The organism is Blastomonas sp. AAP53, assembly GCF_000331245.1.
Lineage (GTDB): Bacteria > Pseudomonadota > Alphaproteobacteria > Sphingomonadales > Sphingomonadaceae > Blastomonas.
Genome location: NZ_ANFZ01000006.1, coordinates 223,653 through 250,144, shown reverse-complemented (window position 1 = coordinate 250,144; position 26,492 = coordinate 223,653). Strand labels below are relative to the sequence as shown.

Here is a 26,492-nt window from a genome sequence, read left to right as displayed (position 1 = left end):
GGACCGGCGGCAGATGCGCCGCCGGTCCGTCAGTCTCAGCCCTTTTTGAGGTGGCGGCGGCCCAGCAGTTCGGCGATCTGCACCGCGTTCAACGCCGCACCCTTGCGCAGGTTGTCCGAAACGCACCACAGCGAGATGCCGTTCTCGACCGTGCTATCGTCGCGCACGCGGCTGATGTATGTCGCGCCATCGCCGACGCATTCGACCGGGGTGACGTATCCGCCGTCCTCGCGCTTGTCGACGAGCATGATGCCGGGGGCTTCACGCAGGATCTTCTGTGCGTCCTCGGCGCTCAGCTCGTTCTCGAACTCGATGTTCACCGCTTCGGAGTGGCCGACGAACACCGGCACGCGCACGCAGGTGGCAGTCAGCTTGATCTTGGGGTCGAGGATCTTCTTGGTCTCGACGACCATCTTCCACTCTTCCTTGGTCGAACCATCGTCCAGGAACACGTCGATATGCGGGATGACGTTGAAGGCAATCTGCTTGGTGAACTTCTTCGCCTCGGCGCTGTCGCCGACGAAGATGTTGCGCGACTGCTCGAACAGCTCGTCCATGCCGTCCTTGCCCGCGCCGGAGACCGACTGGTAGGTGGCAACGACAACGCGCTTGATCGTCGCGGCATCATGCAGCGGCTTGAGCGCCACGACGAGCTGCGCGGTCGAGCAATTGGGGTTGGCAATGATGTTGCGCGCCTTGTACCCGTCGATCGCATCGGGGTTCACTTCGGGCACGATAAGCGGCACGTCGGGCTCCATGCGGTAGAGCGACGAGTTGTCGATGACGACGCAGCCCTGCGAGGCGGCCTTGGGCGCGTAGATCTTGGTCGCGGCAGAGCCAGCGGCGAACAGCGCAATATCCCAGCCGGTGAAATCGAAGTGCTCGATATTCTGCACTTTGATCATCTTGCCGGTATCGCCGAACTCGACCGTCGTGCCCGTCGAACGCGACGAGGCAACGGCTGCCAGTTCTTCAATCGGAAACTCGCGCTCAGCCAGGATGGCCAGCATTTCACGCCCGACATTTCCGGTCGCGCCGACAACGACTACTCGATAACCCACGGATCAATTCCTCCAGTGCAATGCACCGGGGCGCCTAGCGGCTCAACCCCGGCAATACAAGCTGCGAGTGGCAAGGATGCGCCAGTTCGAAGATATTATTGCGCAATGTTCGCAGCTTAAGAAACAAACCACCCCGTCTGAACGACTTCGATCACACAATATTCGCGCCGGTGCTTTGCGGTGGGCAAAGGCGAACGGTGCAGGTGCAGCAGGGTGGCAACGAAAAAGGGCGGCCCTGGTGGACCGCCCTTTTGCAGAATTCGAAAGACTGTCGTGAAACGATCAGGCTTCGGTGCTGCCCTTGGCGGGACGGTTGTCGCGACGCTCGGCAATACGAGCGCGCTTGCCGGTCAGGCCGCGCAGATAGTAAAGTTTCGCACGACGCACGACGCCGCGACGGACGACGGTGATCGAATCGATGTTGGGCGAATAGAGCGGGAATACGCGCTCGACGCCTTCACCGAACGAAATCTTGCGCACGGTGAAGTTGGAGCCGAGGCCCCGGTTCGAGCGTGCAATGCACACGCCTTCGTAATTCTGGACGCGGGTACGGTCGCCTTCGACCACGCGCACGCCGACGCGGATGGTATCGCCAGCCCGGAACTCGGGGATGGACTTGGTAGCCTTGAATGCCTCGATAGCTTCTGCTTCGAGCGTCTGGATGAGGTTCATGTGACCTGTCCTATCTTTTTCGCCGCGCACCAGAGGGCGACTGATCCGGAGTGCCCCCATGGCGCTCCCAAAGATCCGGCCGCCTTAGCCGTGTTATCTCCGCAGCCTGGCTGTCACGCCATGCCCGGATTTTCGCGTGATCCCCCGATCGCAGCACTTCGGGGATCGCACGCCCTTCCCAGATTTGAGGTCGGGTGTAGTGCGGATATTCGAGCAAACCGTTCTCGAACGATTCTTCGTCTCCGCTGGAAGAGGCGCCCATTACATCGGGGAGCAGCCGAACGCAAGCGTCAAGCAGCACCAAAGCCCCGGTTTCTCCGCCCGAAAGCACGTAATCGCCGATCGAAATCTCCTCGATCGGCCGCGCCTCGAACAGGCGCTCGTCAAACCCCTCGAATCGTCCGCACAGGATCGTCACTCCCGGACCATCGGCAAACTGCCGTACCCGCGCCTGAGTGAGCGGTGCACCACGCGGCGTCATCGCGATCACCGGCGCGTTTGGCGAGCGCTCGAGTGCATGATCGACCGCGCTCGCCAGCACATCGGCGCGCAGCACCATCCCTGCCCCGCCACCTGCGGGCGTATCATCGACGCTGCGGTGCTTGTCGGTGGCAAAGTCGCGGATCTGGATGGCGTCCAGCGACCAGCGCCCCTCGGCCAGCGCGCGCCCGGCAATGCTCTGGCCGAGCGGTCCGGGGAACATCTCGGGGTAGAGCGTGAGGATTTGAGCTGCGAAGGTCATTGGGTCCAGTTCTCGACCTTGAGGCCGGGGATGTCGACGAAATCCTTCTCATTGTCTGTGACCATAATAAGATTCTGAGACAATGCCTGTGCAGCAATCAGCCGGTCATAGCTGCGACGCTTGAACGGCAACGCGGCATAGGCGCGGGCTGCGGCGATATCGAAGGCCAAAACCGGTACTTCCTCGAGAAATGCTTGCAGTTGAGCGAACCCAGGGGGCTTTCCCCGAACCGATCCGAGCGCAACCTCGGCGATCGCGATGGCGGACGTGACGATGTCCCCCTCAAAACACTCACCGGCGCGACCGACAACACGATCGTCTGCGTTCATCGTCAGGGCAATGATGACGTTACTGTCGAGCAGGTATTTCATGAACCGTCACTGCCGCCCAATAGATCCCACCGCAGCGGCCGCTCTTCAAACACCCTGTCCTCGGGTTTGATCGGTTTGAGGTTGGTCGCTGACCCCGCCACCTTATCGATATTGAACTTGCGCCTTGGCGCGCCGATTTCCCGAACGACATATTCGCCATTCTGTTCGGTGATCGTCCACTCCCGATCGGGTTCGATCCCCAGTGCCGCAGGCATGCGGATGGCGACGGAATTGCCCGACTTGAAGCTCTTTGCGCGGTATTCCTTGCCCATCACGGCCTCCTGTATATACGCGATGTATATACTATTCGGCCCAGACGGGGTCAATCGCGATGCGGTCCTCGCCGATATCGGCGGCGGCGACCGGGACCATGAAGGTCTTGCCGTCGGCTTTGGCGATATCGAGCAGGTCGCCCGCGCCGAAATCCTCGATCCCGCGGACGGTGCCCAAAGGCTCGCCGGTTTCGGACACCACGGGCAAACCGACCATGTCCGCGTGGTAATATTCGCCCTCGCCCAAGGGCGGGAGCGCAGAGCGTGGCACCGTGAGTTCGGTGCCGCGTGCGGCTTCGGCGGCGTTGCGGTCGGTGATCTCGGCAAAGCGCGCGATGCCACCGTCCTTTTGCGGACGCAGCGTCTTGAGCGTCAGCGCGCCAAGGTTGAAGCTCTTGTGCGCCTTTACGCCGTCCAGGCCCGAGCCAAACAGCTTCAAGCGGACTTCGCCGGTGATGCCATGCGCGCCGATGATGACGGCCAGGGTTATCGGGCGGTCAGACATGCGTGTACCCATCATCGGAGAGCAAGCGGGGACCTGCAACCGCAGGCCCCACTCCAAACCCTTCCCCCGAAAGGGAGGGGCTTTTCATCTTCAGCCTTCAGCCTGCTCAGCAGCGGCTTCTTCAGCGGGTGCTTCTTCAGCAGCAGGCTCTTCGGCCGGTGCGTTCTTGGCTTCTTCAGCAGCGCGAGCGGCTTCTTCGGCTTCAGCGATCTTGGCCGCCTTTTCCTCAGCGCGTTCCTTGGCCTTTTCGCCTGGTTCGCCCTTCTTGGGGTTCACGGTAGCCTTGCGCTCCTTGATGCCGGCGACATCGAGGAAACGGGCAACGCGATCGGTGGGCTGTGCGCCGACCGAGAGCCAGTGCTTCGCACGCTCTTCGTTGATCTTGACGCGCTCGCCCGAATCCTTGGCGAGCAGCGGGTTGTAGACGCCGATCTGCTCAAGATACTTGCCGTCGCGCGGCGCGCGGCTGTTGGCGACGACGATCTTGTAATACGGGCGCTTCTTGGAACCGCCGCGCGACAGACGCATGGAAATCGACATGTGAACCTTACCTTTCTGAGATACTTGAACTTAAATTACTTTTTCTTGAAATTCTGAAATCCGGGGGGAAGCCCGTTGGGCAGACCCGGCAAGCCGCCGGACATGCCCTTGCCACCGCCGCCCAGCAGCCCGGCAATGTCATCCTCGTTCGGCATCTTGCCGCCGCCCAGAGGACCGCCGCCGCCTCCGCCGCCGCCGAACATCGCGGCCAGGCCCTTCAATCCGCCCATCTTGCGGATCTTCTTCATCGCGCCTTCCATCTCCTGATGCATCTTGATCACCCGGTTGACGTCCTGAACGGTGGTGCCCGATCCCTTGGCGATGCGGATCTTGCGCTTGGCGTTGAGCAATGCAGGCTTGTCGCGCTCCTTGGGAGTCATCGATCCGATGATGGCGTCCATATGCACCAGCACCTTGTCGTCGACGCCGCTGGCGCTCATCGCGGCCTTGGCCTTCTTCATGCCAGGCATCATGCCGGCCAGCGCACCGATTCCGCCCATCTTGGTCATCTGGCGCAGCTGGGTGCGCAGGTCGTTCATGTCGAACTGACCCTTGGACATCTTGGCGGCGAGCTTGTCGGCGTCTTCCTTCTCGACGGTCGCTGCGGCCTTTTCGACCAGGCTGACGACATCGCCCATGCCCAGGATGCGGCCTGCGACCCGGCCCGGATGGAACGGCTCGATCGCGTCCATCTTTTCGCCCATGCCGACGAACTTGATCGGGCGCCCGGTAACCGCGCGCATCGAAAGGGCAGCACCGCCGCGCGCATCGCCATCCATGCGGGTCAGCACGACGCCGGTCAGCGGCACCTGCTCGGAGAAGTTCTGCGCGACGTTGACCGCGTCCTGGCCAGTCAGCGAATCGACGACGAGCAGGATTTCCTTCGGCGTCGCTTCGGTAGCGACCGCCTTCATTTCGTCCATCAGCTGCTGGTCGACATGCAGGCGGCCTGCGGTATCGAGCATCACGACATCGAACGACTGCAGCTTGGCCGATTGCAGCGCACGCCGCGCGATATCGACCGGCATCTGGCCCGCGACGATCGGCAGCGTGGCGACATTGATCTGCTCGCCCAGCACCTTGAGCTGTTCCTGCGCGGCGGGACGCTGCACGTCCAACGAGGCCATCATGACCTTCTTGCCGTGCTTTTCCTTGAGCAGCTTGGCGATCTTGGCGGTGCTGGTGGTTTTGCCCGAACCCTGCAGACCGACCATCATGATGACGGCGGGCGGGGCGACGGCCAGATCGAGATCGCTGGCTTCGGAGCCCAGCATCTCGGTCAGCGCGTCGTTGACGATCTTGACCACCTGCTGGCCCGGCGCGACCGACTTGAGCACCGACTGGCCCACGGCCTGTTCGGTGACGGTATTGATGAAATCGCGGACAACGGGCAGCGCGACATCGGCCTCGAGCAGCGCGATGCGGACCTCGCGCATCGCCGAGCGGACGTCCTCTTCCTTCAGCGCGCCACGACCGCGCAGCTTGTCGAACACGCCACCAAGGCGATCAGTCAGATTATCGAACATATCCGCTTCTCCTTCTGTTCGCCCACATGGATGCCCATGCAGCCCCGATCAAGAACACCCCGCCCATGTTGCGCCAAACGCACAAAACGCCGGTGGGCGAAACCTCGCCGACCGGCGCGCACTTGAACCGGCATTGCGGTCCTTGGCGGCTGAACTGGATGCCCGTTGCACAGGGTCTGCGCAAAAAGCTGATGCGGCCCCTAGCGCAATCGACTGTCGCTGGCAAGCCCCGCTTGCCTGGGCACCCTGCCAGGAATGGCCGGACCACGCCATTAACTGGTGGTTTACCACCGTAACCCGCAGCAAAGCTGAACTTCCCCCCATAATGATGGTTTCAGCATAAACACTCTTTTAACGCTCGTGACCTAGTCTCTCGCCATTCGACCGGTTGCCTCACGCCGGTTGAGGGGATGAATAGTGCTTCATGAAAACACCGCCAGCAGCAGCAACAGCCGCACCGACCAGTTGACCGGTCGCGCCGTTCGGGGGCGGGATTTCGTCGCAGGCGGCATCATGACCGCAGCCATCCTGATGTTCGTCGGCACGGCAGGCAGCGTGCTGCCCGATGTGATCGGCCGCTATTACGGCGCCGCCGTCTCGCCAGACAATATCGCAGTGACCGCGCTGCTGTTGAACATCGCGCTAATCATCTTCGGCTGGCGGCGTTACAGTGCGCTCCACCGCGAGATCGCCCACCACAAGAGCGCCGAAGAACAGGCCAAGACGCTCGCCGTCACCGACCCGCTGACCGGATGCCTCAACCGGCGCGCGATCGGCGAGGCCACCGCCAGCCTGATCGCCCAGGCAGCGCGGCGCGACATGACGGTCGCGTACCTGATGCTCGACCTCGACAACTTCAAGAATATCAATGATATCCAAGGCCATGATGCGGGCGACAAGGTTCTTGTCGAAGTCGCGCGGCGGCTCAAGGGCACCATGCCCCCCAACAGCCATGTCGCGCGATTGGGCGGCGATGAATTTGCCTGCACCTTCATCTTCGACGCCGACTTCCCTGAAACGGTTCAGCGCGTGGCCGAAGACCTGATCGAACAGGTCAGCAAGCCGATTGCCGGACCTGCCAGCAACGGCGATGCCGAACTCACCGTGACCGCGTCGATCGGCGTGGCCCGTGCCGACCTGTGCGACAACAGCCTCGATGTGCTGATGCGCCGTGCCGACATCGCGATGTATGCGAGCAAGAAGCACGGCCGTAACCGCTATTGCTGGTTCGACCCGCGCATGGAAAGCGAAGTCCAGTTCCGCAACAAGATCGAATCGGGGATGCGCATCGGCATCGGGCGCGGCGAGTTCGTACCCTTTTACGAACAGCAGATCGACCTTGCCACCGGCACATTGATCGGCTTCGAAGTGCTCGCCCGCTGGAACTCGCCCGAGCTGGGCCAGATTGCGCCGGACATCTTCATCCCGATTGCCGAAGACACCGGCATGATCGGCGACCTTTCCGCCTGCGTCATCCGCCAGGCGATGGAAGATGCGCGTGGCTGGGACCAGAGCCTGACCATTTCGGTCAACATCTCGCCGGTGCAACTGCGCGATCCGTGGCTGGCGCAGAAGATCGTCAAGCTGCTGGTCGAAACCGGATTCCCCGCCAGCCGACTGGAAATCGAGATCACCGAAAGCTGCCTGTTCGAGAACATGGGCCTGGCCCAGTCGATCATCGGCAGCCTCAAGAACCAGGGCGTGCGCGTTGCACTCGACGATTTCGGCACCGGCTACAGCTCGCTGGCGCATCTGCGCGCGCTGCCGTTCGACCGGATCAAGATCGACCGCAGCTTCGTCACATCGATGAACGAGAGCAAGGAAAGCCGCGCCATCGTTCAGACCATCGCGATGCTGGGTGCATCCATGGGGCTGCCGATCACCGCCGAGGGCATCGAAGATGGCGATCTGATCGCCCACCTGACCGAGATTGGTTGCGCCAAGGGCCAAGGCTTCCACTTTGGTCAGCCCCTGTCGGTCGAGCAGACACGCCGCCTGCTGGCGGATCGCAACCTGCTGGGCCTGGGCTGGGCGCAGCAGCAGACTTCAGCGCAGGACGAGCCTGTCATCATGACCGAACCGCAGCTGCGCGCCGCACGCGGCGAGTGATAGCGCTTAACAAGCGCCGACCCAGCGTATAAAGCGCCGCCATGGCGCAACTTCGCTTTCACAAGATGCATGGGCTCGGCAATGACTTTGTCGTTTTCGACGCCCGCGACCAGGATCTTTCACTGACGGCTGATCAGGTGCGCGCGCTTGCCGACCGCCACCTCGGCATCGGCTGCGATCAGCTGATCGTGATGCGCCCCGCGCAGAATGCCGATTTCTTCATGCAGATCTTCAACCATGACGGCAGCGAGGTCAGTGCCTGCGGCAATGCCACGCGCTGCGTGGTTGCGCTGGCCGGACGCGATGTGACGATCGCGACCGGGGCAGGCCTGTTGCAGGGCCAGCTGGGTGAGAACGCAGTGACCATCGACATGGGCCTGCCCGCGCTGGATTGGGATGCGATCCCGCTGGCCTATCCGATGGATACGCTGACCATGCCGGTAGGCTGGGAGCATCTGACCGACCCTGCGGCGGTCAACATGGGCAACCCGCATGTCATCTTCTTCGTGGCCGATGCCCACGCGGTCGAACTCGACCGGCTGGGGCCGCTGATCGAGCAGGACCCGCTGTTTCCCGAACGCGTCAACGTCAATGTCGCGCAGATCGCCGACGATGGCATCCATCTGCGCGTGTGGGAACGCGGTGCGGGCCTGACCTTGGCTTGCGGCACAGGCGCGTGCGCCACCGCCGTGGCCGCGATCCGGCGCAAGCTGGTGACGGGCCCGGTGGCGGTGCATCTTCCCGGCGGCACACTCACCATCGACTGGCAGCCCGGCAGCACCGTCCGCATGGCAGGGCCCGCAAGCCACGTCTTCACCGGCGAGATCGACCTCTGACGATCATGTCCGCATTGCCTGCCCCTGCCCCGACCGGCCCCGAGATCATCTCGATGGGCTGCCGCCTCAACATTGCCGAGGGCGAGGCGATGCGCGGGCTGCTCGCGGGGCGCGACGACGTGATCGTCATCAACAGCTGCGCGGTCACCAACGAGGCGGTGCGCCAGACCCGCCAGGCCATCCGCAAGGCCCGCAAGGCGCGGCCCGACGCGCAGGTCATCGTCACCGGCTGCGCGGCGCAGACCGACCCTGCGATGTTCGCCGCGATGCCCGAGGTCGACCGGGTGCTGGGGAATGTGGAGAAGTTGCTCCCAGCTTTCTTCCCCTTTCCGTCTGTCCCGAGCCCTTCGACGCCGCCTGTCGGCGTCACTCAGGATAAACTTCAGCCATTTGCTGAAGTCGAGGGACGTGCGCGCGAGGGCAGCGAAACGTCCCTCGACTTCGCTCGGGAACTCGGAGATGTTGGTGACCGGGTGAAGGTCTCCGACATCATGGCCGTGCGCCAGACCGCGCCGCACATGGTCACCAGCTTTGCCGAACATGCCCGCGCGTTTGTCGAGGTGCAGAACGGCTGCGACCATCGCTGCACCTTCTGCATCATCCCCTATGGCCGCGGAAACAGCCGCTCGGTCCCCGCAGGCGCGGTCGTCGATGCGGTGCGCGCATTGGTCGAGCGCGGCTATGCCGAGGTCGTGCTGACCGGGGTGGACGTCACCAGCTATGGCCCCGACCTGCCCGGATCGCCCACATTGGGCATGCTGGTCGAACGTATTCTCAAGCTCGTGCCAGCGCTGCAACGCCTGCGCCTGTCCTCGCTCGACGGGGTTGAGGTGGACGACCGGTTGTTCGACCTGATCACCGGCGAACCCCGCATCATGCCGCACGTACACCTGTCGCTGCAGTCGGGTGACGACATGATCCTCAAGCGGATGAAGCGCCGCCACAGCCGCGCCCAGGCCATCACGCTGGTCGAGCGGATGAAGGCGAAGCGGCCCGACATCGCCATCGGCGCAGACCTGATCGCGGGTTTCCCCACCGAGGATGACGCGATGCACGCGCAGAACCTCTCGATCCTCGATGCCTGCGATGTCGTCCACGGCCATATCTTCCCCTTCTCAGCCAGGACCGGAACGCCCGCCGCGCGGATGCCGCAGCTCGATCGCGCCCTGGTCAAGGCGCGCGCCGCCGAAATGCGCGCGGCAGCCTCGGCCCGCGCCCATCGCTGGCGCGGCTCGCTGGTCGGCACCCACCAGAACCTGCTGGTCGAGCGCGACGGGCGCACCGGCCATGGCGAAAACTTTGTGCGCATCGCTTTGCCAGAGGCGCATCCTTCCCATATCGGAAGGATCGTGCCAGTGACGATCACAGGGCAGGATGGCGACACGCTGACAGCGGAGATAAGAATATGAGCGAGGGCAGCTGGAGCGAGCGCCTGCTGGGCGGCTTTCGCAAGACGTCCGACAAGCTGACCCAGAACATCACCGGGCTGGTCACAAAGTCGCGGCTTGATGAGGACCAGCTCGACGAGATCGAGGAGGCGCTGATCGTCAGCGATCTGGGGCCGCAGATGGCGGGCAAGGTGCGCGCGCGGCTTTCCGAAGGACGGTTCGAGCGCGGACTGGACGAGGACGGATTGCGCGCGATCGTCGGCGAGGAGATCGCCAAGTCGCTGCGCAATGTCGCTGAACCGCTCGACATCATCGCCTTCCCGCGCCCGCAGGTGATCCTGGTGATCGGCGTCAACGGGTCGGGCAAGACAACGACCATCGCCAAGCTCGCGCACCTGTTCCAGGAACAGGATTATGGCGTGATGCTGGCGGCAGGCGATACCTTCCGCGCAGCGGCGATCGGCCAGCTCAAGGTCTGGGCCGAACGGCTGGGCATCCCGATCATCAGCGGCAAGGAAGGCGGCGATGCGGCGGGCATCGTGTTCGACGCGGTCAAGCAGGCGACGGCGACGGGCATCGATGTTCTGATCGTAGACACCGCAGGCCGGTTGCAGAACAAGCGCGAGCTGATGGACGAGCTGTCCAAGATCCGCCGCGTTCTGGGCCGCCTCAACCCGGCAGCGCCGCACGATGTCGTGCTGGTGCTCGATGCGACCAATGGGCAGAACGCCCTGTCGCAGATCGAGACCTTCAAGGAGGTCGCCGGCGTTACAGGTCTGGTGATGACCAAGCTCGATGGCACCGCGCGCGGCGGCATTCTGGTCGCGGCGGCGGAAAAGTTCGGCCTTCCCATTCATGCCATCGGCGTCGGTGAAACCATCGATGACCTCAGGCCCTTTGACCCCGAATATCTGGCGCATGTGATCGCCGGAGGAGCGAAATGAGCGAAGAACTGCCCCAGAGCGCCGCCGTTGCCGCGCCGAAGAAATCAGAGAGCAGCTTCCTGCCGCTGCTGCTCGATTTCGGCCCGCTGCTGATCTTCTTCGCGGTGTTCAAGCTCACCCAGAGCGACGGCGCCGCGCTCGCCTCGACCCGCGCCGCGATCAACGGCACGCTGGCGTTCATGGCCGCGATCCTGGTGGCGGTGGCAGTCTCGAAATGGAAGCTCGGCCGCGTCTCGCCGATGCTGTGGCTGTCCGCCGTGCTGGTCGTCGGCTTCGGCGCGCTGACGGTGTATTTCAATGACGAAAGCTTCATCCAGATCAAGCCGACGATCATCTACACCGCCTTTGCGGTGCTGCTGCTCGGCGGCTGGATGACCGGCCGCCCGCTGCTGCGCTATCTGCTGCAGGCCGCCTATGACGGGCTGAACGAAACCGGCTGGATGAAGCTGTCGCGCAACTGGGGCCTGTTCTTCGCAGGCATGGCGCTGATCAACGAAGGCCTGCGCTACAGCCTCGATTTCGAGACCTGGCTGACGGTCAAGGTCTGGGGCGTCACCGCGCTGTCGTTCCTCTTCGCGATGAGCCAGATCCCGATGCTGATGAAGCATGGTCTGGCGATCGAGGGGACAAAGGGAGAATAGTCTCGTTGATTGCAAACGATGACCCAGCTACGTTGAGATGATAATTGAGACTTGCTTAGGAAGCAAAAATGAGAAGCGATATTAGAAACGTTCGTTTCTTGGCTAAATACGGGGCATTTGGCAATCCGAATGCAGTAGGTTTCTATGTCTACGGCAAAAGACGGGATGGTAGGACAGTAGCTTGTAAAACCAAAACACAGGAAAATGGATCGGTTATCGTGTTCTCGACATACTTCGGGCTTAGAGAGTATGCCGAATACGATGAAACAGAATTTACTTCAGATGAATGGCAGAACATAAAGAAAGCGGGCAATGAATATGGCGCGGCTATTTGCAATAAAATTCTAGATACCCGCAGGAGTTAAAAGCAAATAATCTGTGTGATCAGATTACATTGACCGTGAAATCGATATTGATTGTGACGCTCCGTCCCTCGGCTAATTGCGAAGGACGGAGTTTTATCACAACCTATCAACCCTCCTGGTCAGCCCGCTCAGTGCCCTTGCCGTCGAGGTTCTGCGCGACGAATTCCCAGTTGATCGCCTTGTCGAGCACGGTCGACAGGTAATCGGGGCGCGCGTTGCGGTAGTCGATGTAATAGGCGTGTTCCCACACATCGAGCGTCAGCAGCGGCTTCATGCCTTCGTGCGCGACCGGCGAATCCGCGTCGTGCAGCGAGGTGATTTCCAGCTTGTCGCCGTTCAGCACCAGCCACGCCCAGCCGCTGCCAAAATGGCCGACGGCCTCTGCCTTCAGCTTGTCCTTCATGTCGGCGACCGAACCGAAATCGGCATTGATGCGCTCTTCGAGCGAGCCGGGGATCGTCTGTGCTTCGGGGCTGAGGCAATGCCAGAAGAAGGTGTGGTTCCAGATCTGCGCGGCGTTGTTGAACAGGCCCTTGTTGCCCTTGTCCTTCGCGGCGACGATGACCTTGGAGAGGCTCGCGCCTTCGAGGTCCGTGCCCTTCACCATGTCGTTTGCCTTGCCGACATAGGCATTGTGGTGCTTGCCATGGTGATAATCGAAGGTTTCAGCCGACATGATGTCGCCAAAGGCGGTCTTGTCGAAGGGAAGTGCGGGAAGGACGAAAGCCATGGGTCATCTCCTGTTTGGGAACGGATAATCTGTTGCCGAAACGCATATGGGCAATTGCCATTGCGGGTAAAGGGCCAAAGCGTAAGGGGTTGCAGCAATTACGGCGCGTGGCTCAATCGGTTGCGATGCGCCACGGCGGATAGCGCCGGTTCTCGCCGCCGAAATACAGGCACAGCACATTGCCCGCCGGATCGCTGAGCCGCGCCTCGCGCCAGCCCCAGCTTTCGTCCTGCGGCATCTGGTCGAAAGCGAACCCCTCCGATGCCAGCGCCGAGACGCGCGCGTCGAGATCGGCGCATTCGAGATAGGCCACTGCTCCGCCTGCATCCTCGCCGACATGGATAGAGAGCGTCGCGCCATTATCCGCCTCGAACCGGGCATAATAGTTATCCGGGCTGTCGACGATCTGGCGCAGGCCCAAAGCGCGGTAGAAGGTCACCGAGGCGGCATAATCGGTTGCGCCCAGCGTGATCTGATTGAGGTGCCAGCCGGGGCTCAGCGCATCGTTGCGCACGCTATGGTGCCCCATCGGGCCGTTGCTGGCGACGAACGCCGGGGCATCGCGCAACGCCAGCCGTACAAAGGTCCGCGCACGCTCCACCGCCTGCTCGAGCGGAACGCCCTGCCCCAGCAACGTCGCGATGGCGCTTGAGAGCGTGCAGCCGGTGCCATGGCTGTGCGGGCTGTCGATGCGCGGATCGTCCCAGCGCCCAATTTCGCCTGCGTGGGTCACCAGCCGGTCGGTGACGGTGTCGCCCCCGGCATGCCCGCCCTTGATCAGCAGCGCCGGCGCCAGGTCGAGCACCGCCGCCTCGCCGCCCAGCGCATCGAGTTCGGGCAGGTTGGGCGTGACCAGCGTCGCGCAGGCCATCAGCCGCCGGAAGGCCGCGATGGTGGCAGCATCGGCCAGCACCGCGCCGCTTGACGCGATCATCACCGGATCGAACACTACGGGCACGCCGCCCTGCCCCGCCAGCCAGTCCGCAAGCGCCTCGGCAACCGCGGGCGAACCCAGCATGCCGATCTTGATCGCATCCAGCCCGAAGTCGCGCGCCACCGCATCGATCTGCGCGATGACCATGTCGGCCCCCAGCACCTGCACCGCATCAACCCCGCGCGAATTCTGCGCGGTGATCGCGGTAATCGCGGTCATCGCATGCCCGCCCAGCATCGTGATCGTCTTGATATCCGCCTGGATGCCCGCGCCACCGCCGGAATCCGAGCCTGCGATGGTTAGGATGCGGGTAACTCTAGGCACGCTAACCTCTCCCGCATTCCCGAGCGAAGTCGAGGGACGCGCGCGCTACCGTTGCGCATACGTCCCTCGACTTCGCTCGGGACAAACGGAGCGACGTGCGGAGGATGTGCTCACCCATGCTGCGTGAACTTCCGCACGGCCGATCCCGGAAACTTGGCCAGCAGCTTCTTCGGACGCACCGGGCGGTCGACCAGTTCGCCGCCGCAATTGGGGCAGATGTCGTCCAGCGCTTCGCTGCATTCGGCGCAGAAGGTGCATTCGAACGAACAGATGAACGCGCCGGGGGCCTCGGCAGGCGTATCGGCGCCGCAGCGTTCGCAATCGGGGCGCATTTCCAGCATCAGAGCGCGACCTCTGCAACGACCGCGCAGATGCGATCCACCACCGCCTCGACCTGCGCGGCATCGTCGCCTTCGGCCATCACGCGGATCACAGGTTCGGTGCCCGATGGCCGGATCACCAGCCGCCCCTTGCCGCGCAGTTCGTCCTCGCTGTCTGCGATCACCTGCTGCACGCGATGGTTCTCCAGCGGCTTTCCGCCAGCAAAGCGCACATTCTTCAGCAGCTGCGGCACCGGATCGAACAGGTGGAGCAGTTCGCTCGCCGGCTTGCCCTCGCGCACCAGCTCGGCCAGCACCTGCAGCGCGGCAACCGTGCCGTCGCCGGTGGTGGCATGATCAAGCAGGATCATGTGCCCCGACTGCTCGCCGCCGACATTGTATCCGCCCGCCCGCATCGCGCCGAGCACATAGCGGTCACCCACCTTGGTGCGGATCAGGTCAAGCCCCTGCGCCTTCAGGTAACGCTCCAGCCCCAGGTTCGACATCACAGTCGCGACCACACCGCCGCCGCGCAGCCGACCCTGCCGCGCCCAGCTGCCGCCGATCAGCGCCATGATCTGGTCGCCATCGACAAGCGCGCCCTTTTCATCGACCACAATCAGCCGATCGGCATCGCCATCCAGCGCGATGCCGATATCTGCGCCCGATGCGACAACGCGCTCCTGCAGTGTCTCGACATGCGTCGATCCGACGCGATCGTTGATGTTGAGACCATTGGGGGTGACGCCGATGGCGATCACCTCCGCGCCCAGCTCCCAGAAGGCCGAGGGTGCGACCTGGTAGGCGGCGCCATGCGCGCAATCGATCACGATCTTGAGGCCGTCCAGCCGCACCCGGTCGGGCAGCGATTCCTTGACCGCATGGATGTAACGGCCGCGCGCATCCTCGATCCGCCGGGCCCGGCCGATCGATTCGGATTCCGCCAGCTTGGGCTCGCCCGCCTCCAGCAGCGCCTCGATCCGCATCTCGTCATCGTCAGACAGCTTGAAGCCGTCGGGGCCGAACAGCTTGATGCCATTGTCCTGAAACGGGTTGTGGCTGGCAGAGATCATCACGCCCAGGTCGGCGCGCATCGACCGGGTGAGCATTGCCACCGCAGGTGTCGGCATCGGCCCGACCAGCACCACATCCATGCCCACGCTGGTAAAGCCCGCGACAAGCGCGTTCTCCATCATGTATCCGGAAAGCCGGGTGTCCTTGCCGATCACCACGCGATGCTTGTGCGTGCCGCGCAGAAAGTGCGCGCCTGCCGCCTGGCCGACGGCCATCGCCATCGCGGCGGTCATGAAACCACTGTTGGTGCGGCCGCGTATGCCGTCTGTTCCGAAAAACTTGCGTGTCACGAATATTCTTCCCCAATTGCCGGGTAGTGCACGTAACCGATTGCGTTGCCGCTTGCCAGCCATCCGCGCACATCTATGGTGACACAATGGGGTAAAGAACCACGGAAAATCTGCGCCGCACAGGCAGGGCGAAAACATGACGGGGGCTTTTGAATGCTGAAAACACTGCTGGTCCTGGGAGCCCTTATCATCGGCATCGGGTTGGGGATCGCGATCGGCAACGGCGCGCCGGGTGCCATCGAGGCCGCCGACCTGATCGGATCGCTGTGGCTGCGCGGCCTGCAGATGACGGTGGTTCCACTGGTTGTAGCGCTGCTGATCACCGGGATCCTGCGCACGGCCCAGATGGCGACCGCAGGCCGGCTGACGGTGCGCACGATCACCACGATGATCGTGCTGCTGTGGCTATCGGCCGCGATGGCGGCGCTGGTAACCCCCGCGCTGCTGGGCGCATTTCCCTTGCCCGAAGCCGCCCGCGCGGCGCTGCAGGGGGCGCTGGCCAACGCCGAACCCACCGGCGAAGTCCCCCCGTTCACGGATTTTCTGCGCGCGCTGGTACCGACCAATCCGATCGCCGCAGCCGCGAATGACGCCATCCTGCCGCTGATCGTTTTCACCCTGGCCTTCGCTTTCGCCCTGACCCGGTTGCCAGAAGACGAGCGCCGCCCGATGCAGGGCTTTTTCGGCGCCATTGGCGATGCGATGATCATCCTGATCGGCTGGGTGCTGACCCTCGCCCCGATCGGCGTGTTCGCACTGGGTCTGGTGGTCGGGTCGCGGGCGGGCGGCGCTGCATTCGGCGCGCTTGGCCATTATGTCCTGACAGTCGTCGCGGTCGGATCGGTGGTGTGGATCACGGCCTTTGTCATCGCGGCAATCGGCGGGCGGATCGGTCCGTTGGCGTTCCTCCGCGCGTCGATCCCGGCGCAAGCGGTGGCGATTTCCACGCAATCGTCGCTCGCTTCGCTGCCCGCCATGCTGACAGGCGTGCGCAACCTTGGCGCTGGCGAGCGCACCGCAGACGTCGTGCTGCCGATCGCTGTCGCGCTGTTTCGCGCCACGGGCCCTGCAATGAACATGGCGGTCGCGGTGTATGTCGCGCATCTGATGGGGGTCGAGCTGGGCCCGGTGGCTTTGCTGGCGGGACTGGCTGCTGCGGCGATCACCACGATGGGGTCGGTGTCGCTGCCCGGATCGATCAGCTTCATCGGTTCGATCACGCCCATCTGCATCGCCATGGGCGTGCCCATCGAGCCGCTGGCGCTGCTGTTGGCGATCGAGGTGTTCCCCGATATCATGCGGACCCTGGGCAATGTCACGATGGACATGGCGGTGACAACGACTATCGCCCGTGCAGAAGGAGACACGCAATGATCTATCGCAATCTGGGGGGTCTGGACGTCTCTGCATTGGGCCTGGGCTGCATGCCGATGGCGGGCATCGGCGCTGCGATGTACGGCCAGGCCGATCACCGCGAGTCCATCGCCACGCTCGAGCGCGCGATCGAGCTGGGCGTGACCTTCTTCGACACTGCCGAGGTCTATGGGCCGTATGTCAACGAGGAGCTGCTGGGTCAGGCGATCCGGGGACGCCGCGACCGGCTGGTCATTGCCACCAAGTTCGGTTTCAGGATCGAGGACGGCGGCTATCGCGGCGTCGACAGCTCGCCAGAGAACGTCCGCCGTGCCTGTGAAGGCTCTTTGAAGCGCCTGGGCGTCGATGTGATCGACCTGTATTACCAGCACCGCGTCGACCCCAATGTGCCGATCGAGGAGACCGTCGGCGCGATGGCGCGGCTGGTCGAAGAGGGCAAGGTGCGCTTTCTGGGCCTGTCCGAAGCGGGCGCAGACAACATCCGCCGTGCGCACGCCACCCACCCCATTGCCGCGCTGCAGAGCGAATATTCGCTGTGGGAGCGCGGCGTGGAAGACGAGATCCTGCCGCTGTGCCAGGACCTCGGCATCGGCTTCGTGCCCTACAGCCCGCTGGGGCGCGGTTTTCTCACCGGCCAGATCACGCAGCGTTCGGACCTGCCCGAAGGCGATTACCGGCGCAACGACCCGCGCTATTCGGACGAGAATTTTGCCACGAACATGACCATCGTCGATGCGGTGAAGAAGGTCGCATCGGCGCACAGCGTCAGCCCGGCGCAGATCGCGCTCGCGTGGCTGCTGGCACAGGGCGATGATGTGGTGCCGATCCCAGGATCGAAGCGCCGCGCGACGCTGGAGGATTCGATGGCGGCGGTGAACGGCACGCTGACCCGCGCCGATCTCGATGCGCTCGATGCCGCCGCGCCAAGGGATGCCACAGCAGGCCAGCGCTATGGCGAGATGGGCATGAAGATGGTGCGGATCTGAGCTTATCGCAAAGGGTTTCGCGGGGCCTTCGACAGGCTCAGGCTGAGCGGGCTTTGGGCATTACATCGCCACGCTGCCCCGCGCATCCCCCCTCCGCTCAGCCTGAGCCTGTCGAAGGCCCCGCGCTGACACCGCCCCCAGGCGCTTACTCCAGCGCGGTGATGATCGCGCTGAAGTCGAGCCCCTGCGCATCAGCTTCGACAAACGCCGCGTAGATTGCCTCCGCCCGCTCGCCCATCGGCACCTGCGCACCGTTGGCCTTGGCAGCTTCCAGCGCCAGCCGCATGTCCTTGAGCATCAGCGCGGCGGCAAAGCCGCCCGCATAGCCGTTGTCGGCAGGGCTGGCAGGGCCGACCCCGGGGACGGGGCAATAGCTTGTCATCGACCAGCTCTGGCCTGAGGCCTTGGACGAGATGTCGTAAAAGGTCTGGAGGTCGAGCCCAAGCTTCCTGGCCAGCGCAAAGGTCTCGCAGGTCGCGGCCATCGTCGCGCCCAGCAGCATGTTGTTGCAGATCTTGGCGGCCTGGCCTGCGCCATTGTCGCCCGCATGGATTACCGCCTTGCCCATGTCGGCGAGGATCGGTTCGGCGCGCGCGAAACCCTGCGCGCTGCCGCCGACCATGAAGGTGAGCGTGCCGCCATTGGCTGCCGCGATGCCGCCCGAGACCGGTGCATCCACCGCCTCGAGCCCGCGCTCCTTGGCGGCTGCTGCGACATCGCGCGCGGTATCGACATCGATGGTCGAGCAATCGATCAGCAGCGTGCCCGATCGCGCCGCGCCGAACACGGTTTCGTTATAGACCGAGGCAACATGCTTGCCCGCGGGCAGCATGGTGACGATGACATCGGCATCGCTGACCGCCTGCACGGGGTCGGAGACGGGGTTGCATCCCGCCGCCCCTGCCCGCGCCAGCGCCTCGCCCGAAAGGTCGAACGCGATGACCTTGTGCCCCGCCTTAGCGAGGTTAGCGGCCATGCCGCCGCCCATGTTGCCCAGGCCGATAAATCCGATGGTTGCCATTCACGTCTCTCCATTGTCTTCAACCGCGTCTGCGCGCGATTCGATCAAGTCCCACCGGTTGCCATACAGGTCGGCAAACACCACGACCCGGCCATAGGCCTCGTTGCGCGGGATCTCAGCAAACGTGACGCCCGCTGCCAGCATCCGCGCGTAATCGCGGTCGAAATCGCCGGTGTGCACGAAGAAGGCGACACGCCCGCCTGCTTCCCTGCCGACGGCGGCTGCCTGCTCGGCCGAGGTCGCCCGCGCCAGCAGCAGCTCGCCGCCGTCGCGTGGCCCCACCCGAACCCAGCGCTTGCCGCCGCCGAGGTCCGTGTCTTCGAGCAGCGTCCAACCCACCGCGCTGACGAACCAGGCGATGGCCTCGTCATACTCGCGGACCAGATAGGCGGTGTAGGCCAGCCTCACGCAATCAGCCCCCAATCAACCCATTGTCGGGATGACGAAGGCGTTGCCGCCATCGACCGCGCCGTCGGGCCAGCGCGAGGTGATCGTCTTGACCTTGGTCCAGAACTTCACGCCTTCCATGCCGTGCTGGTTGGTGTCGCCGAACGCGCTGCGCTTCCAGCCGCCGAAGGTGTGGTAGGCGACCGGCACCGGGATCGGCACGTTGATGCCGACCATGCCGACATTGACCCGCGCGGCAAATTCGCGCGCCGCGTGGCCGTTGCGGGTGAAGATCGCGACGCCGTTGCCATACTGGTGCTTGCTGGGCAGCGCGACCGCTTCCTCGAAATCCTTGGCGCGGACGATCTGCAGCACGGGGCCGAAGATCTCTTCCTTGTAGCTGCTCATCTCGGTGGTAACGTGGTCGAACAAGGTAGGGCCAACGAAGAAGCCGTTCTCGTGACCCTGCAGCGTGAAGCCACGGCCATCGACGACCAGCTCTGCGCCTTCATCGACGCAGGTCTGGATCCAGCCTTCGACCTTGGCCTTGTGCGCGGCGGTGACGACGGGGCCGTAATCGGCATCGGGATCGGACGAGACGCCAAGGCGCAGTTTCTCGATCGCGGGGATCAGCTTGGCGCGCAGGCGGTCGGCGGTCTCGTCGCCCACGGGGACGACGACCGGCAGCGCCATGCAGCGTTCACCCGCCGAGCCGAAGGCAGCGCCTGCGAGATCCTTGACCACCTGGTCGAGATCGGCATCGGGCATGACGATGCCATGGTTCTTCGCGCCGCCCATCGCCTGGACGCGCTTTCCGGCAGCAACGCCGCGCTGGTAGAGATAATGCGCGACATCGGACGATCCGACGAACGACACGCCAGCAATCGCGGGGTGATCGAGGATCGCGTCGACCATTTCCTTGTCGCCGTGGACGACCTGCAGAATGCCATCGGGCAGCCCCGCCTCGCTCATCAGTTCGGCCAGGCGCACCGGCACCGAGGGGTCGCGCTCGCTAGGCTTGAGGATGAAGGCGTTGCCGGTGGCGATCGCGGGGCCGAACATCCACATCGGGATCATCGCGGGAAAGTTGAACGGCGTGATGCCAGCGCCGATGCCGATCGGCAGCCGCATCGAATAGACATCGATGCCCGGGCCCGCGCCATGCGTATACTCGCCCTTCGAGGCGTGCGGGATACCGCAGCAGAATTCGATGACCTCAAGCCCGCGCTGGATATCGCCCTTGGCGTCGGCATGGACCTTGCCGTGCTCGCTGGAAAGGAGCGCGGCGAGTTCATCGATGTTCGCTTCGACCAGCGCCTTGAAGTTGAACATCACGCGGGCGCGGCGCTGCGGGTTGGTCGCGGCCCAGGCGGGTTGCGCGGCGAGCGCGGCATCGACCGCAGCATCGAGCACGGCCTTGTCGCCCAGATCGACCTTGGCCTGCACGGTGCCGCTATTGGGATCGAAAATGTCGGACTGGCGGGGGCTGGCGGGGACGGTGGTCCCGCTGGCCAGACGGTGGGTGACGGTGCGCATGATCGCTCTCCTGAATGTGCTTGTCGCTTAGGGAGCGCATTAGCCTCTGGCATAACTGCAAGCAATTGCGTAAAAACGTCACAACAGGCTGCATAAAAGCCATGGTCGGAGAGCGGGTGCGATATGAACTGGGACGATCTGCGCATCTTCCTGATGCTCGCGCGCGCGGGCTCTGTGGCGGAAGCCGCGCGGCGGCTCGAGATCGACCCGACCACCGTGGCGCGGAGGCTCGCGCGGCTGTCGGGCGACCTGCAATCCACATTGTTCGAGGCGAGCGGCAAGGGCATCGCGCTCACCGAACATGGCCGCAAGCTGCTGCATTATGCGGAAGGCGCAGAGCAATCGTTGGTCGATGCGCGCACCGAGCTGACCGGCGAGCAGACGGTGTTTGCCGGAACCATCCGGGTCAGTGTTGCCGAGGGGTTCGCCGCATGGATCATTGCGCGCAACCTCCCCGATTTCCACCGCCGCCACCCCGCGATCCGCATCGAGCTGGTCGCGACCAACGGCTTCCTCAACCCGAGCAAGCGCGAAGCGGACCTGGCGATCATGCTTTCGCGGCCGACTGCCGGGCCGCTCAAGGTGCGCAAGCTGGTCGACTATCAGCTCGGCGTCTACGCGGACCGCGATTACCTCGCCGCCGCCGGGCCGATTGCCAGCGTGGACGACCTGCGCCGCCACCCGCTGATCGGCTATATCCCCGATTTCATCTATGCCGACGAACTGCGCTATCTCGACGAGATCGGCCCCGGGCTGGAGCCGGTGCTGACCAGCTCGAGCATCAACGTGCAGCACAGCCTGATCGCGTCCGGGGCGGGCGTGGGCATTTTGCCGTGCTTCATGGGAGAGCAGAACGCGCGGCTGGAGCGCGTGCTGGAAGGCAGCGTGACCATCCACCGCAGCTTCTGGCTGGTCGTACACCGCGACATGCGCAAGCTCGCGCGGGTGGATGCGTTTATCGGCTGGCTGGATGACGTCGCGCGGAAGATCGCGCCGGGGGTGGTTGATACCCCCGCCACCTGAGGCTCGCAACAACATCCCTCTCTCCCCTCGCGGGAGAGATACGAAGGCTTGCGAGCGCAGTTCGCTAGCCGCAGTTGAGAGGGGGGAAGCGCACACCCCCTCTCCCTCCGACGCCTGCGGCGTCTCCTCCCTCTCCCGCAAGGGGAGAGGGCAATTCGGCGAACCCCGCACCACCCCCGCTCATCCTGAGCAGCGGGCTTTAGCCCGCGAAGTCGAAGGACCCGCGCCCACGCTGGCCATATAGCGGGGCCTTCGACAGGCTCAGGCTGAGCGGAGTTTGTGACTTGCAATTAGTCATGGCTAGATAAATACATGGGGAATGGCCCGGTTAAAACGCATTGGCGCGCTCGATATCGCAGAAGCAATTCACCAGCAAATTGGCTCTTATGTCCATGCTGAAGGCATTGAATTCTTAGCTGTCGACGGCAATCTTATCCATTGCTGGTATATGAACAGCGGAGGGGAAGGGCCGAGTTTTCACATTCAGCTAATCCGGGCCGGTGAAGATTGGGATTTGCACCTGAGAGAATATCCACCGGGAACCGAGCAACAAATCGAACCCCATGAAAGCCGTTTGCTCAATTGAAGCGTCAAACTTCAATCCTCGTGAAAAACTGCCTAACCACCCCCGCTCATCCTGAGCAGCGGGCGCAGCCCGCGAAGTCGAAGGACCCGCGCCCACTTTAGCCGTATAGTCGGGCCTTCAACAAGCTCAGGCTGAGTGGACGGTGTTACTTAAGGCACCACCACCTGCCTAATCGCCGTCCCGCTCGCCAGTTCATCGAACAGCGCGTTGATCTCGGACAGCGGGCTCACCGAGCTCAGCAGTTTCTCCACCGGCATCCGGCCTGCGCGCCACAAAGCAATGTAGCGGGGGATGTCGCGCGAGGGGATGGCGTTGCCCATGTAGCTGCCCATCAGCGTCTTGCCGTCGCCGACCAAAGAGACCGCGGGGATCGAGAGCATGTCCGCCGGGTTGGGCAGGCCCACGGTGACGATCCGCCCGCCGCGCCGCGCCAGGCCGTACGCCTTGGCCAGCACTGCCGCCTTGCCGACGGTCTCGATCACCAGATCGGGCTTGCGGCCCAATGCCGCGATCACCGCGTCCTCGCCATCTTGCGGATCGACGGCGGCGAGCGCGCCCAGTTCCAGCGCCAGCGCGCGCTTGGCGGGCACCGGGTCGATCGCGATCACCGGATGCGCGCCGCCCGCGATCGCTGCCATCAGCGCGGCAAGGCCGACGCCGCCCAGGCCATAGACGACCACGCTTTCGCCCGCGCGCAACGCGCCGCTGTTGAGCACCGCGCCCGCGCCGGTCAGCACCGCGCAGCCGAAGAGAGCTGCAATCTCCACCGGAATGTCGCTGTCGATCTTCACCGCCGAGCGCCGGTCGACCACCGCATGGCTGGCAAATGCCGACGAACCCAGATGATGCTGCACCGGCGTGCCGTTCTCGGACAGACGCCGCTCGCCGCCCAGCAACGTGCCCGCGCCATTCGCCGCCGCACCGTTGCCGCAGAGATATCCCTCACCCGAATGGCAGCTGGGGCAATATCCGCACAGGGGCAGGAAGCTCAGCACCACGCGGTCGCCCGGCGCGAAATGCTTGGCGGCGATCGCGCCCGGTTCGATGACGGTCGCGACTGCCTCATGCCCCAGAGCCATCGGCATCGGACGCGGCCGGTCGCCGTTGATGACCGAAAGGTCGCTATGGCACAGCCCCGCCGCCTCGATCTTGACCAGCATCTCGTCCGCACCCGGCGGAGCGAGATCGACCTCGGCGAGGCGCAACGGGTGGCTATCGGCAAACGGGCCGGTGTGGCCGATGCTATCGAGAATGGCTGCGGTGATCTTCATGCGCGCTGTCATGCAGTGGCAGGCGCGCGGCTGCAAGCACGACGCGCGGTTCGCGACCGCCTAGCGGACAGCGGCCATCTGGTAGAGCATCTCGACAAAACCCATGGTCGCATCGGTGATCCCGGCAACCTTGGGGTTGCTGGAGTCCACCACGAAATATTCGTCGGGGGCATGCGCGCCGCTGCCATGGCCGATGCCGAAATGGCCGGCGGGGATGCTCACCGGGGGGGCGGTGAACACTGCGCCCGGCCACGATCCCGCCAGCCGCGGGTTCAGATTGGCCTTCACCCCCATCTTGGCATAGGCGGCCATTTCCGCCTTGATCAGCAGGCTGTCCTCGGCGACCTCGGTGGGGTCATAGCCGCCCGAGACATTGGCCTCGATGTCGGTAAAGCCTTGGCTGTCGAGATGCGCTCGCAGCTTGGCTTCGGCTTCGGCGCGGGTCTGGTTGGGGACGAGGCGGAAGTCGAGCTTGGCGACCGCCCTGCCGGGCAGCACGGTCTTGCCACCGGGGCCGGTATAGCCCGCGACGAGCCCCTCGATATTGGCGGTTGGCTCCTGCGCCAGCCGGACAAGCGCCTGTTCGAGCGGAAGATTATCGATCCAGTGGGTGACGCCGAACGACGCCTTCATCTGGGCCTCGTCCATGCCTCTGGCCGCTTCTGCGATCAGCGCCTTTTCGCGCGCCGTCAGCGGGCGGACATTCTCTGACCAGCCGCCGATGACGACGTTGTTGCCATCAGCCGAGACAAGGGTTTGCAGCGCCTGCACCAGCCGCCAGGTCGGGGAATCGATCATCGCCTTGTAGCTGGAATGCACGTCGCCCTTCGGCCCGCGCCCCCATTTTTCTCCGCTGGCAATCAGTTCGAGCTCGATGATGCCCTTGGAACCCAGGTTGACCTGCACCTCGCCATTTGCGCCCTGCCAGCATGCGGGAATGAAGATGCCCTCGCAGCGCTTGAGAGCGGCCAGCACCCCGGGGTTGGTGGCAATCTGCCTGAAGTTGGGCGACCCGATCTCTTCCTCGCCTTCTGCGAGCAACACGATGTTGACCGGCAGCTTGACGCCGGCGTCTTTCATGGCGTGCAGCGCGGCCAGGAAGGTCGCCTGCGGGCCCTTCTGGTTGATCGCGCCGCGCCCGACAATCGCCTTGCCCCAGCCGGGCTTGTCGACGATGCGCGCCTCCAGCGGCGGCGAGGACCATTCCGCCGGATCGAACTGCTTGACGTCGTACATGAAATAGATGCCCAGCGTCCGCTTGGCACCGTTGTCCATTACGCCGAATACGCCGGGGTGGCCATCGGATGGCACCGTGGTGACGCCAGTGAAGCCTGCCGACCTGGCAAGGTCGGCCATATAGGCAGCGCCTTCTGCCATGTTGAGATTTTCCGCCGCGATCGAGGGCAGCTTTATCCAGTCCTGGATGCGCCGGATGTCGGCATCGCGGTTGCTTTCGGCCGCCTTGCGGATCCGCGCCATCTCGCTGTCTGCCGCTGCAATGGCAGCGCCACCGCCGGCCGTCAGCGCCACGCCGGATCCAAGCAGGGCCGCCGAGCGGAGCATGTCGCGGCGACTGGCGGAAGATGGGCTTGATGTGGACATTGTGGCTGACCCCTCGATGGCTTGGATAAGCCAGAGTGGATCAGTGCGACGAACGGTGCAAGCGGTAACCTCCTGTAAACTTAGCCAACTTAAAACTGCGCAGACGGTGCCACCTTCTGCCGGTGGGCATCGCTAGGACGGGCACGGTTCATGACGAGCACAGCATTTGCCGACCATCATGACCAGCTTGTCGGCATGGCCAAGGGAATTGTGGCGACGGTATCGACGGGGTCATCCGAAGCATTGCGGGATCTTCCCGCACAGCGCATGGCGCTGTCGAAGATGGTCAATGTTCATTGCGGTGAAGAGATTGCGCTGATCAACGCCCACGCGCCCCGCCTGCGGGATGACCCTGCGAAAACGGCCCTCATCCGCAGATTCCACGACGAACTTCTCGCATGGCGCGGCGACCTAATGGAATGCAATGCCAGCTGGCCGCAGCGCAAGGTGACCAGTGACCCGGATGGTTTCCTGACCGTGTTCAACGGACTGAGCGAGCGGCTTCAAGCACGCGTCCGCTGGGAAGAAAAGGCATTCTACCCGGCTGTGCTGGGCAGAATGGTGCGCGGCAACGCATAGCGCGACACCTGCGACACCCGCTGTCAATCAGCTGATACGGTCCGGCTGCGGGTTACGTGATAAAGCGGCTGCATCGGCTGCGCGGCGACATCTGCCAGCGGGATCGCCGTCTCGCAGATCGCACATTCCGCGCTCATCCGTCCGACATGCCAGCTCTTGCCGCCACACCCGGGGCAGTGATTGACATCGCCCGAACGGTACAGGGGCATGAAGCCGCGCTCGGCGATCCGCCGGGCAAATGAACGGCCTGCCGCCAATGCCGTGGCGGGATCGAAGGCGAGCATGGGATAGTGCATCGTCATGAGCGGTTTCCTCAGAAGTGTCCGTTGCATTACGCATGGACGGCGAAACGGTTTCCTATGGCGATGAACCGTTCGACTGCTGAGATAGCAGACCGTCGAATGCCGGTTGTGACGGACTGCATATTTCCCCCTGCCCCAGGCGCAAACCCTCTTGCCGCGTGCGATTTTTGATATAATTATG

The 26,492-nt window shown here is 63.9% G+C and carries 29 protein-coding genes; 11 read left to right on the top strand and 18 right to left on the bottom strand.

The genetic code is table 11. The annotated features are described in order from the left end of the window. Window positions 1-35: 35 nt before the first annotated feature. The 8 genes from D618_RS0104145 to ffh all read right to left on the bottom strand — a co-directional run bounded on the left by D618_RS0104145 (window position 36) and on the right by ffh (window position 5,689). Window positions 36-1,061 carry an aspartate-semialdehyde dehydrogenase gene (locus D618_RS0104145; protein ID WP_026091268.1) on the bottom strand — a complete coding sequence of 342 codons (1,026 nt, stop codon included), beginning with the start codon at window positions 1,059-1,061 and terminating at the stop codon, window positions 36-38. Between the two features lie 282 nt (window positions 1,062-1,343). Beyond that, on the bottom strand, window positions 1,344-1,733 hold the full coding sequence (gene rplS / locus D618_RS0104140; RefSeq protein ID WP_017670231.1) for a 50S ribosomal protein L19: 390 nt from the start codon (window positions 1,731-1,733) through the stop codon (window positions 1,344-1,346). 10 nt (window positions 1,734-1,743) lie between these two features. Beyond that, on the bottom strand, window positions 1,744-2,475 hold the full coding sequence (trmD, locus tag D618_RS0104135; RefSeq protein ID WP_017670230.1) for a tRNA (guanosine(37)-N1)-methyltransferase TrmD: 732 nt from the start codon (window positions 2,473-2,475) through the stop codon (window positions 1,744-1,746). After that, complete coding sequence (locus D618_RS0104130) at window positions 2,472-2,846, bottom strand: type II toxin-antitoxin system VapC family toxin (RefSeq protein WP_017670229.1); 375 nt, start codon at window positions 2,844-2,846, stop codon at window positions 2,472-2,474. The genes trmD and D618_RS0104130 overlap by 4 nt, the downstream gene beginning before the upstream one ends. Continuing rightward, the gene (locus tag D618_RS0104125) at window positions 2,843-3,118 is read right to left on the bottom strand and encodes a hypothetical protein (protein WP_017670228.1); all 276 of its coding nucleotides are present in this window, start codon (window positions 3,116-3,118) and stop codon (window positions 2,843-2,845) included. The genes D618_RS0104130 and D618_RS0104125 overlap by 4 nt, the downstream gene beginning before the upstream one ends. Before the next feature lie 31 nt (window positions 3,119-3,149). After that, window positions 3,150-3,623: a ribosome maturation factor RimM gene (rimM, locus tag D618_RS0104120; protein ID WP_017670227.1), complete on the bottom strand. Its 474-nt coding sequence runs from the start codon at window positions 3,621-3,623 to the stop codon at window positions 3,150-3,152. Between the two features lie 90 nt (window positions 3,624-3,713). After that, window positions 3,714-4,163: a 30S ribosomal protein S16 gene (rpsP, locus tag D618_RS0104115; RefSeq protein WP_017670226.1), complete on the bottom strand. Its 450-nt coding sequence runs from the start codon at window positions 4,161-4,163 to the stop codon at window positions 3,714-3,716. A gap of 35 nt (window positions 4,164-4,198) precedes the next feature. After that, window positions 4,199-5,689: a signal recognition particle protein gene (gene ffh / locus D618_RS0104110; RefSeq protein ID WP_017670225.1), complete on the bottom strand. Its 1,491-nt coding sequence runs from the start codon at window positions 5,687-5,689 to the stop codon at window positions 4,199-4,201. A gap of 417 nt (window positions 5,690-6,106) precedes the next feature. Between ffh and D618_RS0104105 the strand changes: the two genes are divergently transcribed. The 6 genes from D618_RS0104105 (at window position 6,107) to D618_RS19640 (ending at window position 11,972) form a co-directional block, all read left to right on the top strand. Further along, complete coding sequence (locus tag D618_RS0104105; RefSeq protein WP_017670224.1) at window positions 6,107-7,798, top strand: EAL domain-containing protein; 1,692 nt, start codon at window positions 6,107-6,109, stop codon at window positions 7,796-7,798. A gap of 41 nt (window positions 7,799-7,839) precedes the next feature. Continuing rightward, window positions 7,840-8,634 carry a diaminopimelate epimerase gene (gene dapF, locus D618_RS0104100; protein WP_017670223.1) on the top strand — a complete coding sequence of 265 codons (795 nt, stop codon included), beginning with the start codon at window positions 7,840-7,842 and terminating at the stop codon, window positions 8,632-8,634. Between the two features lie 5 nt (window positions 8,635-8,639). After that, window positions 8,640-10,043 (top strand): tRNA (N(6)-L-threonylcarbamoyladenosine(37)-C(2))-methylthiotransferase MtaB, encoded by a 1,404-nt coding sequence (gene mtaB / locus D618_RS0104095; protein WP_017670222.1) that lies wholly within the window; start codon window positions 8,640-8,642, stop codon window positions 10,041-10,043. Continuing rightward, window positions 10,040-10,966, top strand: coding sequence for a signal recognition particle-docking protein FtsY (gene ftsY / locus D618_RS0104090; RefSeq protein WP_017670221.1), 927 nt, complete (start codon window positions 10,040-10,042; stop codon window positions 10,964-10,966). Before mtaB ends, ftsY begins: the two co-directional genes overlap by 4 nt. Continuing rightward, complete coding sequence (locus tag D618_RS0104085) at window positions 10,963-11,607, top strand: inner membrane-spanning protein YciB (RefSeq protein ID WP_017670220.1); 645 nt, start codon at window positions 10,963-10,965, stop codon at window positions 11,605-11,607. The genes ftsY and D618_RS0104085 overlap by 4 nt, the downstream gene beginning before the upstream one ends. Window positions 11,608-11,675: 68 nt before the next feature. Then, on the top strand, window positions 11,676-11,972 hold the full coding sequence (locus tag D618_RS19640; RefSeq protein ID WP_152414524.1) for a hypothetical protein: 297 nt from the start codon (window positions 11,676-11,678) through the stop codon (window positions 11,970-11,972). A gap of 106 nt (window positions 11,973-12,078) precedes the next feature. On the opposite strand, the gene D618_RS0104080 is transcribed toward D618_RS19640, so the two are convergent. From D618_RS0104080 to glmM, 4 genes are all read right to left on the bottom strand, one after another. Then, window positions 12,079-12,702, bottom strand: a complete 624-nt coding sequence (locus D618_RS0104080) for a superoxide dismutase (RefSeq protein WP_017670219.1) — start codon at window positions 12,700-12,702, stop codon at window positions 12,079-12,081. A 112-nt stretch (window positions 12,703-12,814) separates the two neighbouring features. After that, on the bottom strand, window positions 12,815-13,960 hold the full coding sequence (gene thiD / locus D618_RS0104075) for a bifunctional hydroxymethylpyrimidine kinase/phosphomethylpyrimidine kinase (RefSeq protein WP_026091267.1): 1,146 nt from the start codon (window positions 13,958-13,960) through the stop codon (window positions 12,815-12,817). A 110-nt stretch (window positions 13,961-14,070) separates the two neighbouring features. Further along, window positions 14,071-14,301, bottom strand: coding sequence for a DUF1272 domain-containing protein (locus D618_RS0104070; RefSeq protein ID WP_017670217.1), 231 nt, complete (start codon window positions 14,299-14,301; stop codon window positions 14,071-14,073). Continuing rightward, window positions 14,301-15,644, bottom strand: coding sequence for a phosphoglucosamine mutase (gene glmM, locus D618_RS0104065; protein ID WP_017670216.1), 1,344 nt, complete (start codon window positions 15,642-15,644; stop codon window positions 14,301-14,303). Before glmM ends, D618_RS0104070 begins: the two co-directional genes overlap by 1 nt. 153 nt (window positions 15,645-15,797) lie before the next feature. On the opposite strand from glmM, the gene D618_RS0104060 reads away from it, so the two are divergent. Both D618_RS0104060 and D618_RS0104055 read left to right on the top strand, forming a co-directional pair. After that, on the top strand, window positions 15,798-17,018 hold the full coding sequence (locus tag D618_RS0104060) for a cation:dicarboxylase symporter family transporter (RefSeq protein ID WP_017670215.1): 1,221 nt from the start codon (window positions 15,798-15,800) through the stop codon (window positions 17,016-17,018). Next, complete coding sequence (locus D618_RS0104055) at window positions 17,015-18,004, top strand: aldo/keto reductase (RefSeq protein WP_017670214.1); 990 nt, start codon at window positions 17,015-17,017, stop codon at window positions 18,002-18,004. Before D618_RS0104060 ends, D618_RS0104055 begins: the two co-directional genes overlap by 4 nt. 145 nt (window positions 18,005-18,149) lie before the next feature. Here the strand turns inward: D618_RS0104055 and mmsB are convergent, their stop codons facing one another. From mmsB to D618_RS0104040, 3 genes are read right to left on the bottom strand one after another with little or no spacing between them, the layout of a single operon-like run. Beyond that, window positions 18,150-19,025 carry a 3-hydroxyisobutyrate dehydrogenase gene (gene mmsB / locus D618_RS0104050; RefSeq protein WP_017670213.1) on the bottom strand — a complete coding sequence of 292 codons (876 nt, stop codon included), beginning with the start codon at window positions 19,023-19,025 and terminating at the stop codon, window positions 18,150-18,152. Continuing rightward, window positions 19,026-19,427 (bottom strand): VOC family protein, encoded by a 402-nt coding sequence (locus tag D618_RS0104045; RefSeq protein ID WP_343207519.1) that lies wholly within the window; start codon window positions 19,425-19,427, stop codon window positions 19,026-19,028. 21 nt (window positions 19,428-19,448) lie between these two features. Next, window positions 19,449-20,948, bottom strand: a complete 1,500-nt coding sequence (locus tag D618_RS0104040; protein ID WP_017670211.1) for a CoA-acylating methylmalonate-semialdehyde dehydrogenase — start codon at window positions 20,946-20,948, stop codon at window positions 19,449-19,451. Between the two features lie 123 nt (window positions 20,949-21,071). Here D618_RS0104040 and D618_RS0104035 point away from each other — a divergent pair, with 123 nt between their 5' ends. Continuing rightward, window positions 21,072-21,971 (top strand): LysR family transcriptional regulator, encoded by a 900-nt coding sequence (locus D618_RS0104035; RefSeq protein WP_017670210.1) that lies wholly within the window; start codon window positions 21,072-21,074, stop codon window positions 21,969-21,971. 319 nt (window positions 21,972-22,290) lie between these two features. Then, entirely contained in the window at window positions 22,291-22,557 is a 267-nt protein-coding gene (locus D618_RS19635) for a hypothetical protein (RefSeq protein ID WP_152414523.1), read from the top strand. A 149-nt stretch (window positions 22,558-22,706) separates the two neighbouring features. Here the strand turns inward: D618_RS19635 and D618_RS0104025 are convergent, their stop codons facing one another. Both D618_RS0104025 and D618_RS0104020 read right to left on the bottom strand, forming a co-directional pair. Next, entirely contained in the window at window positions 22,707-23,828 is a 1,122-nt protein-coding gene (locus D618_RS0104025) for a zinc-binding dehydrogenase (RefSeq protein ID WP_017670209.1), read from the bottom strand. 60 nt (window positions 23,829-23,888) lie between these two features. Then, a complete protein-coding gene (locus tag D618_RS0104020) occupies window positions 23,889-25,358 on the bottom strand; it encodes a M20/M25/M40 family metallo-hydrolase (protein ID WP_343207516.1) in 1,470 nt (489 codons plus the stop codon). A gap of 222 nt (window positions 25,359-25,580) precedes the next feature. On the opposite strand from D618_RS0104020, the gene D618_RS0104015 reads away from it, so the two are divergent. Next, on the top strand, window positions 25,581-26,009 hold the full coding sequence (locus D618_RS0104015) for a hypothetical protein (protein ID WP_017670207.1): 429 nt from the start codon (window positions 25,581-25,583) through the stop codon (window positions 26,007-26,009). Between the two features lie 23 nt (window positions 26,010-26,032). On the opposite strand, the gene D618_RS17585 is transcribed toward D618_RS0104015, so the two are convergent. Then, a complete protein-coding gene (locus D618_RS17585) occupies window positions 26,033-26,311 on the bottom strand; it encodes a hypothetical protein (protein WP_017670206.1) in 279 nt (92 codons plus the stop codon). Between the last annotated feature and the right edge of the window lie 181 nt (window positions 26,312-26,492).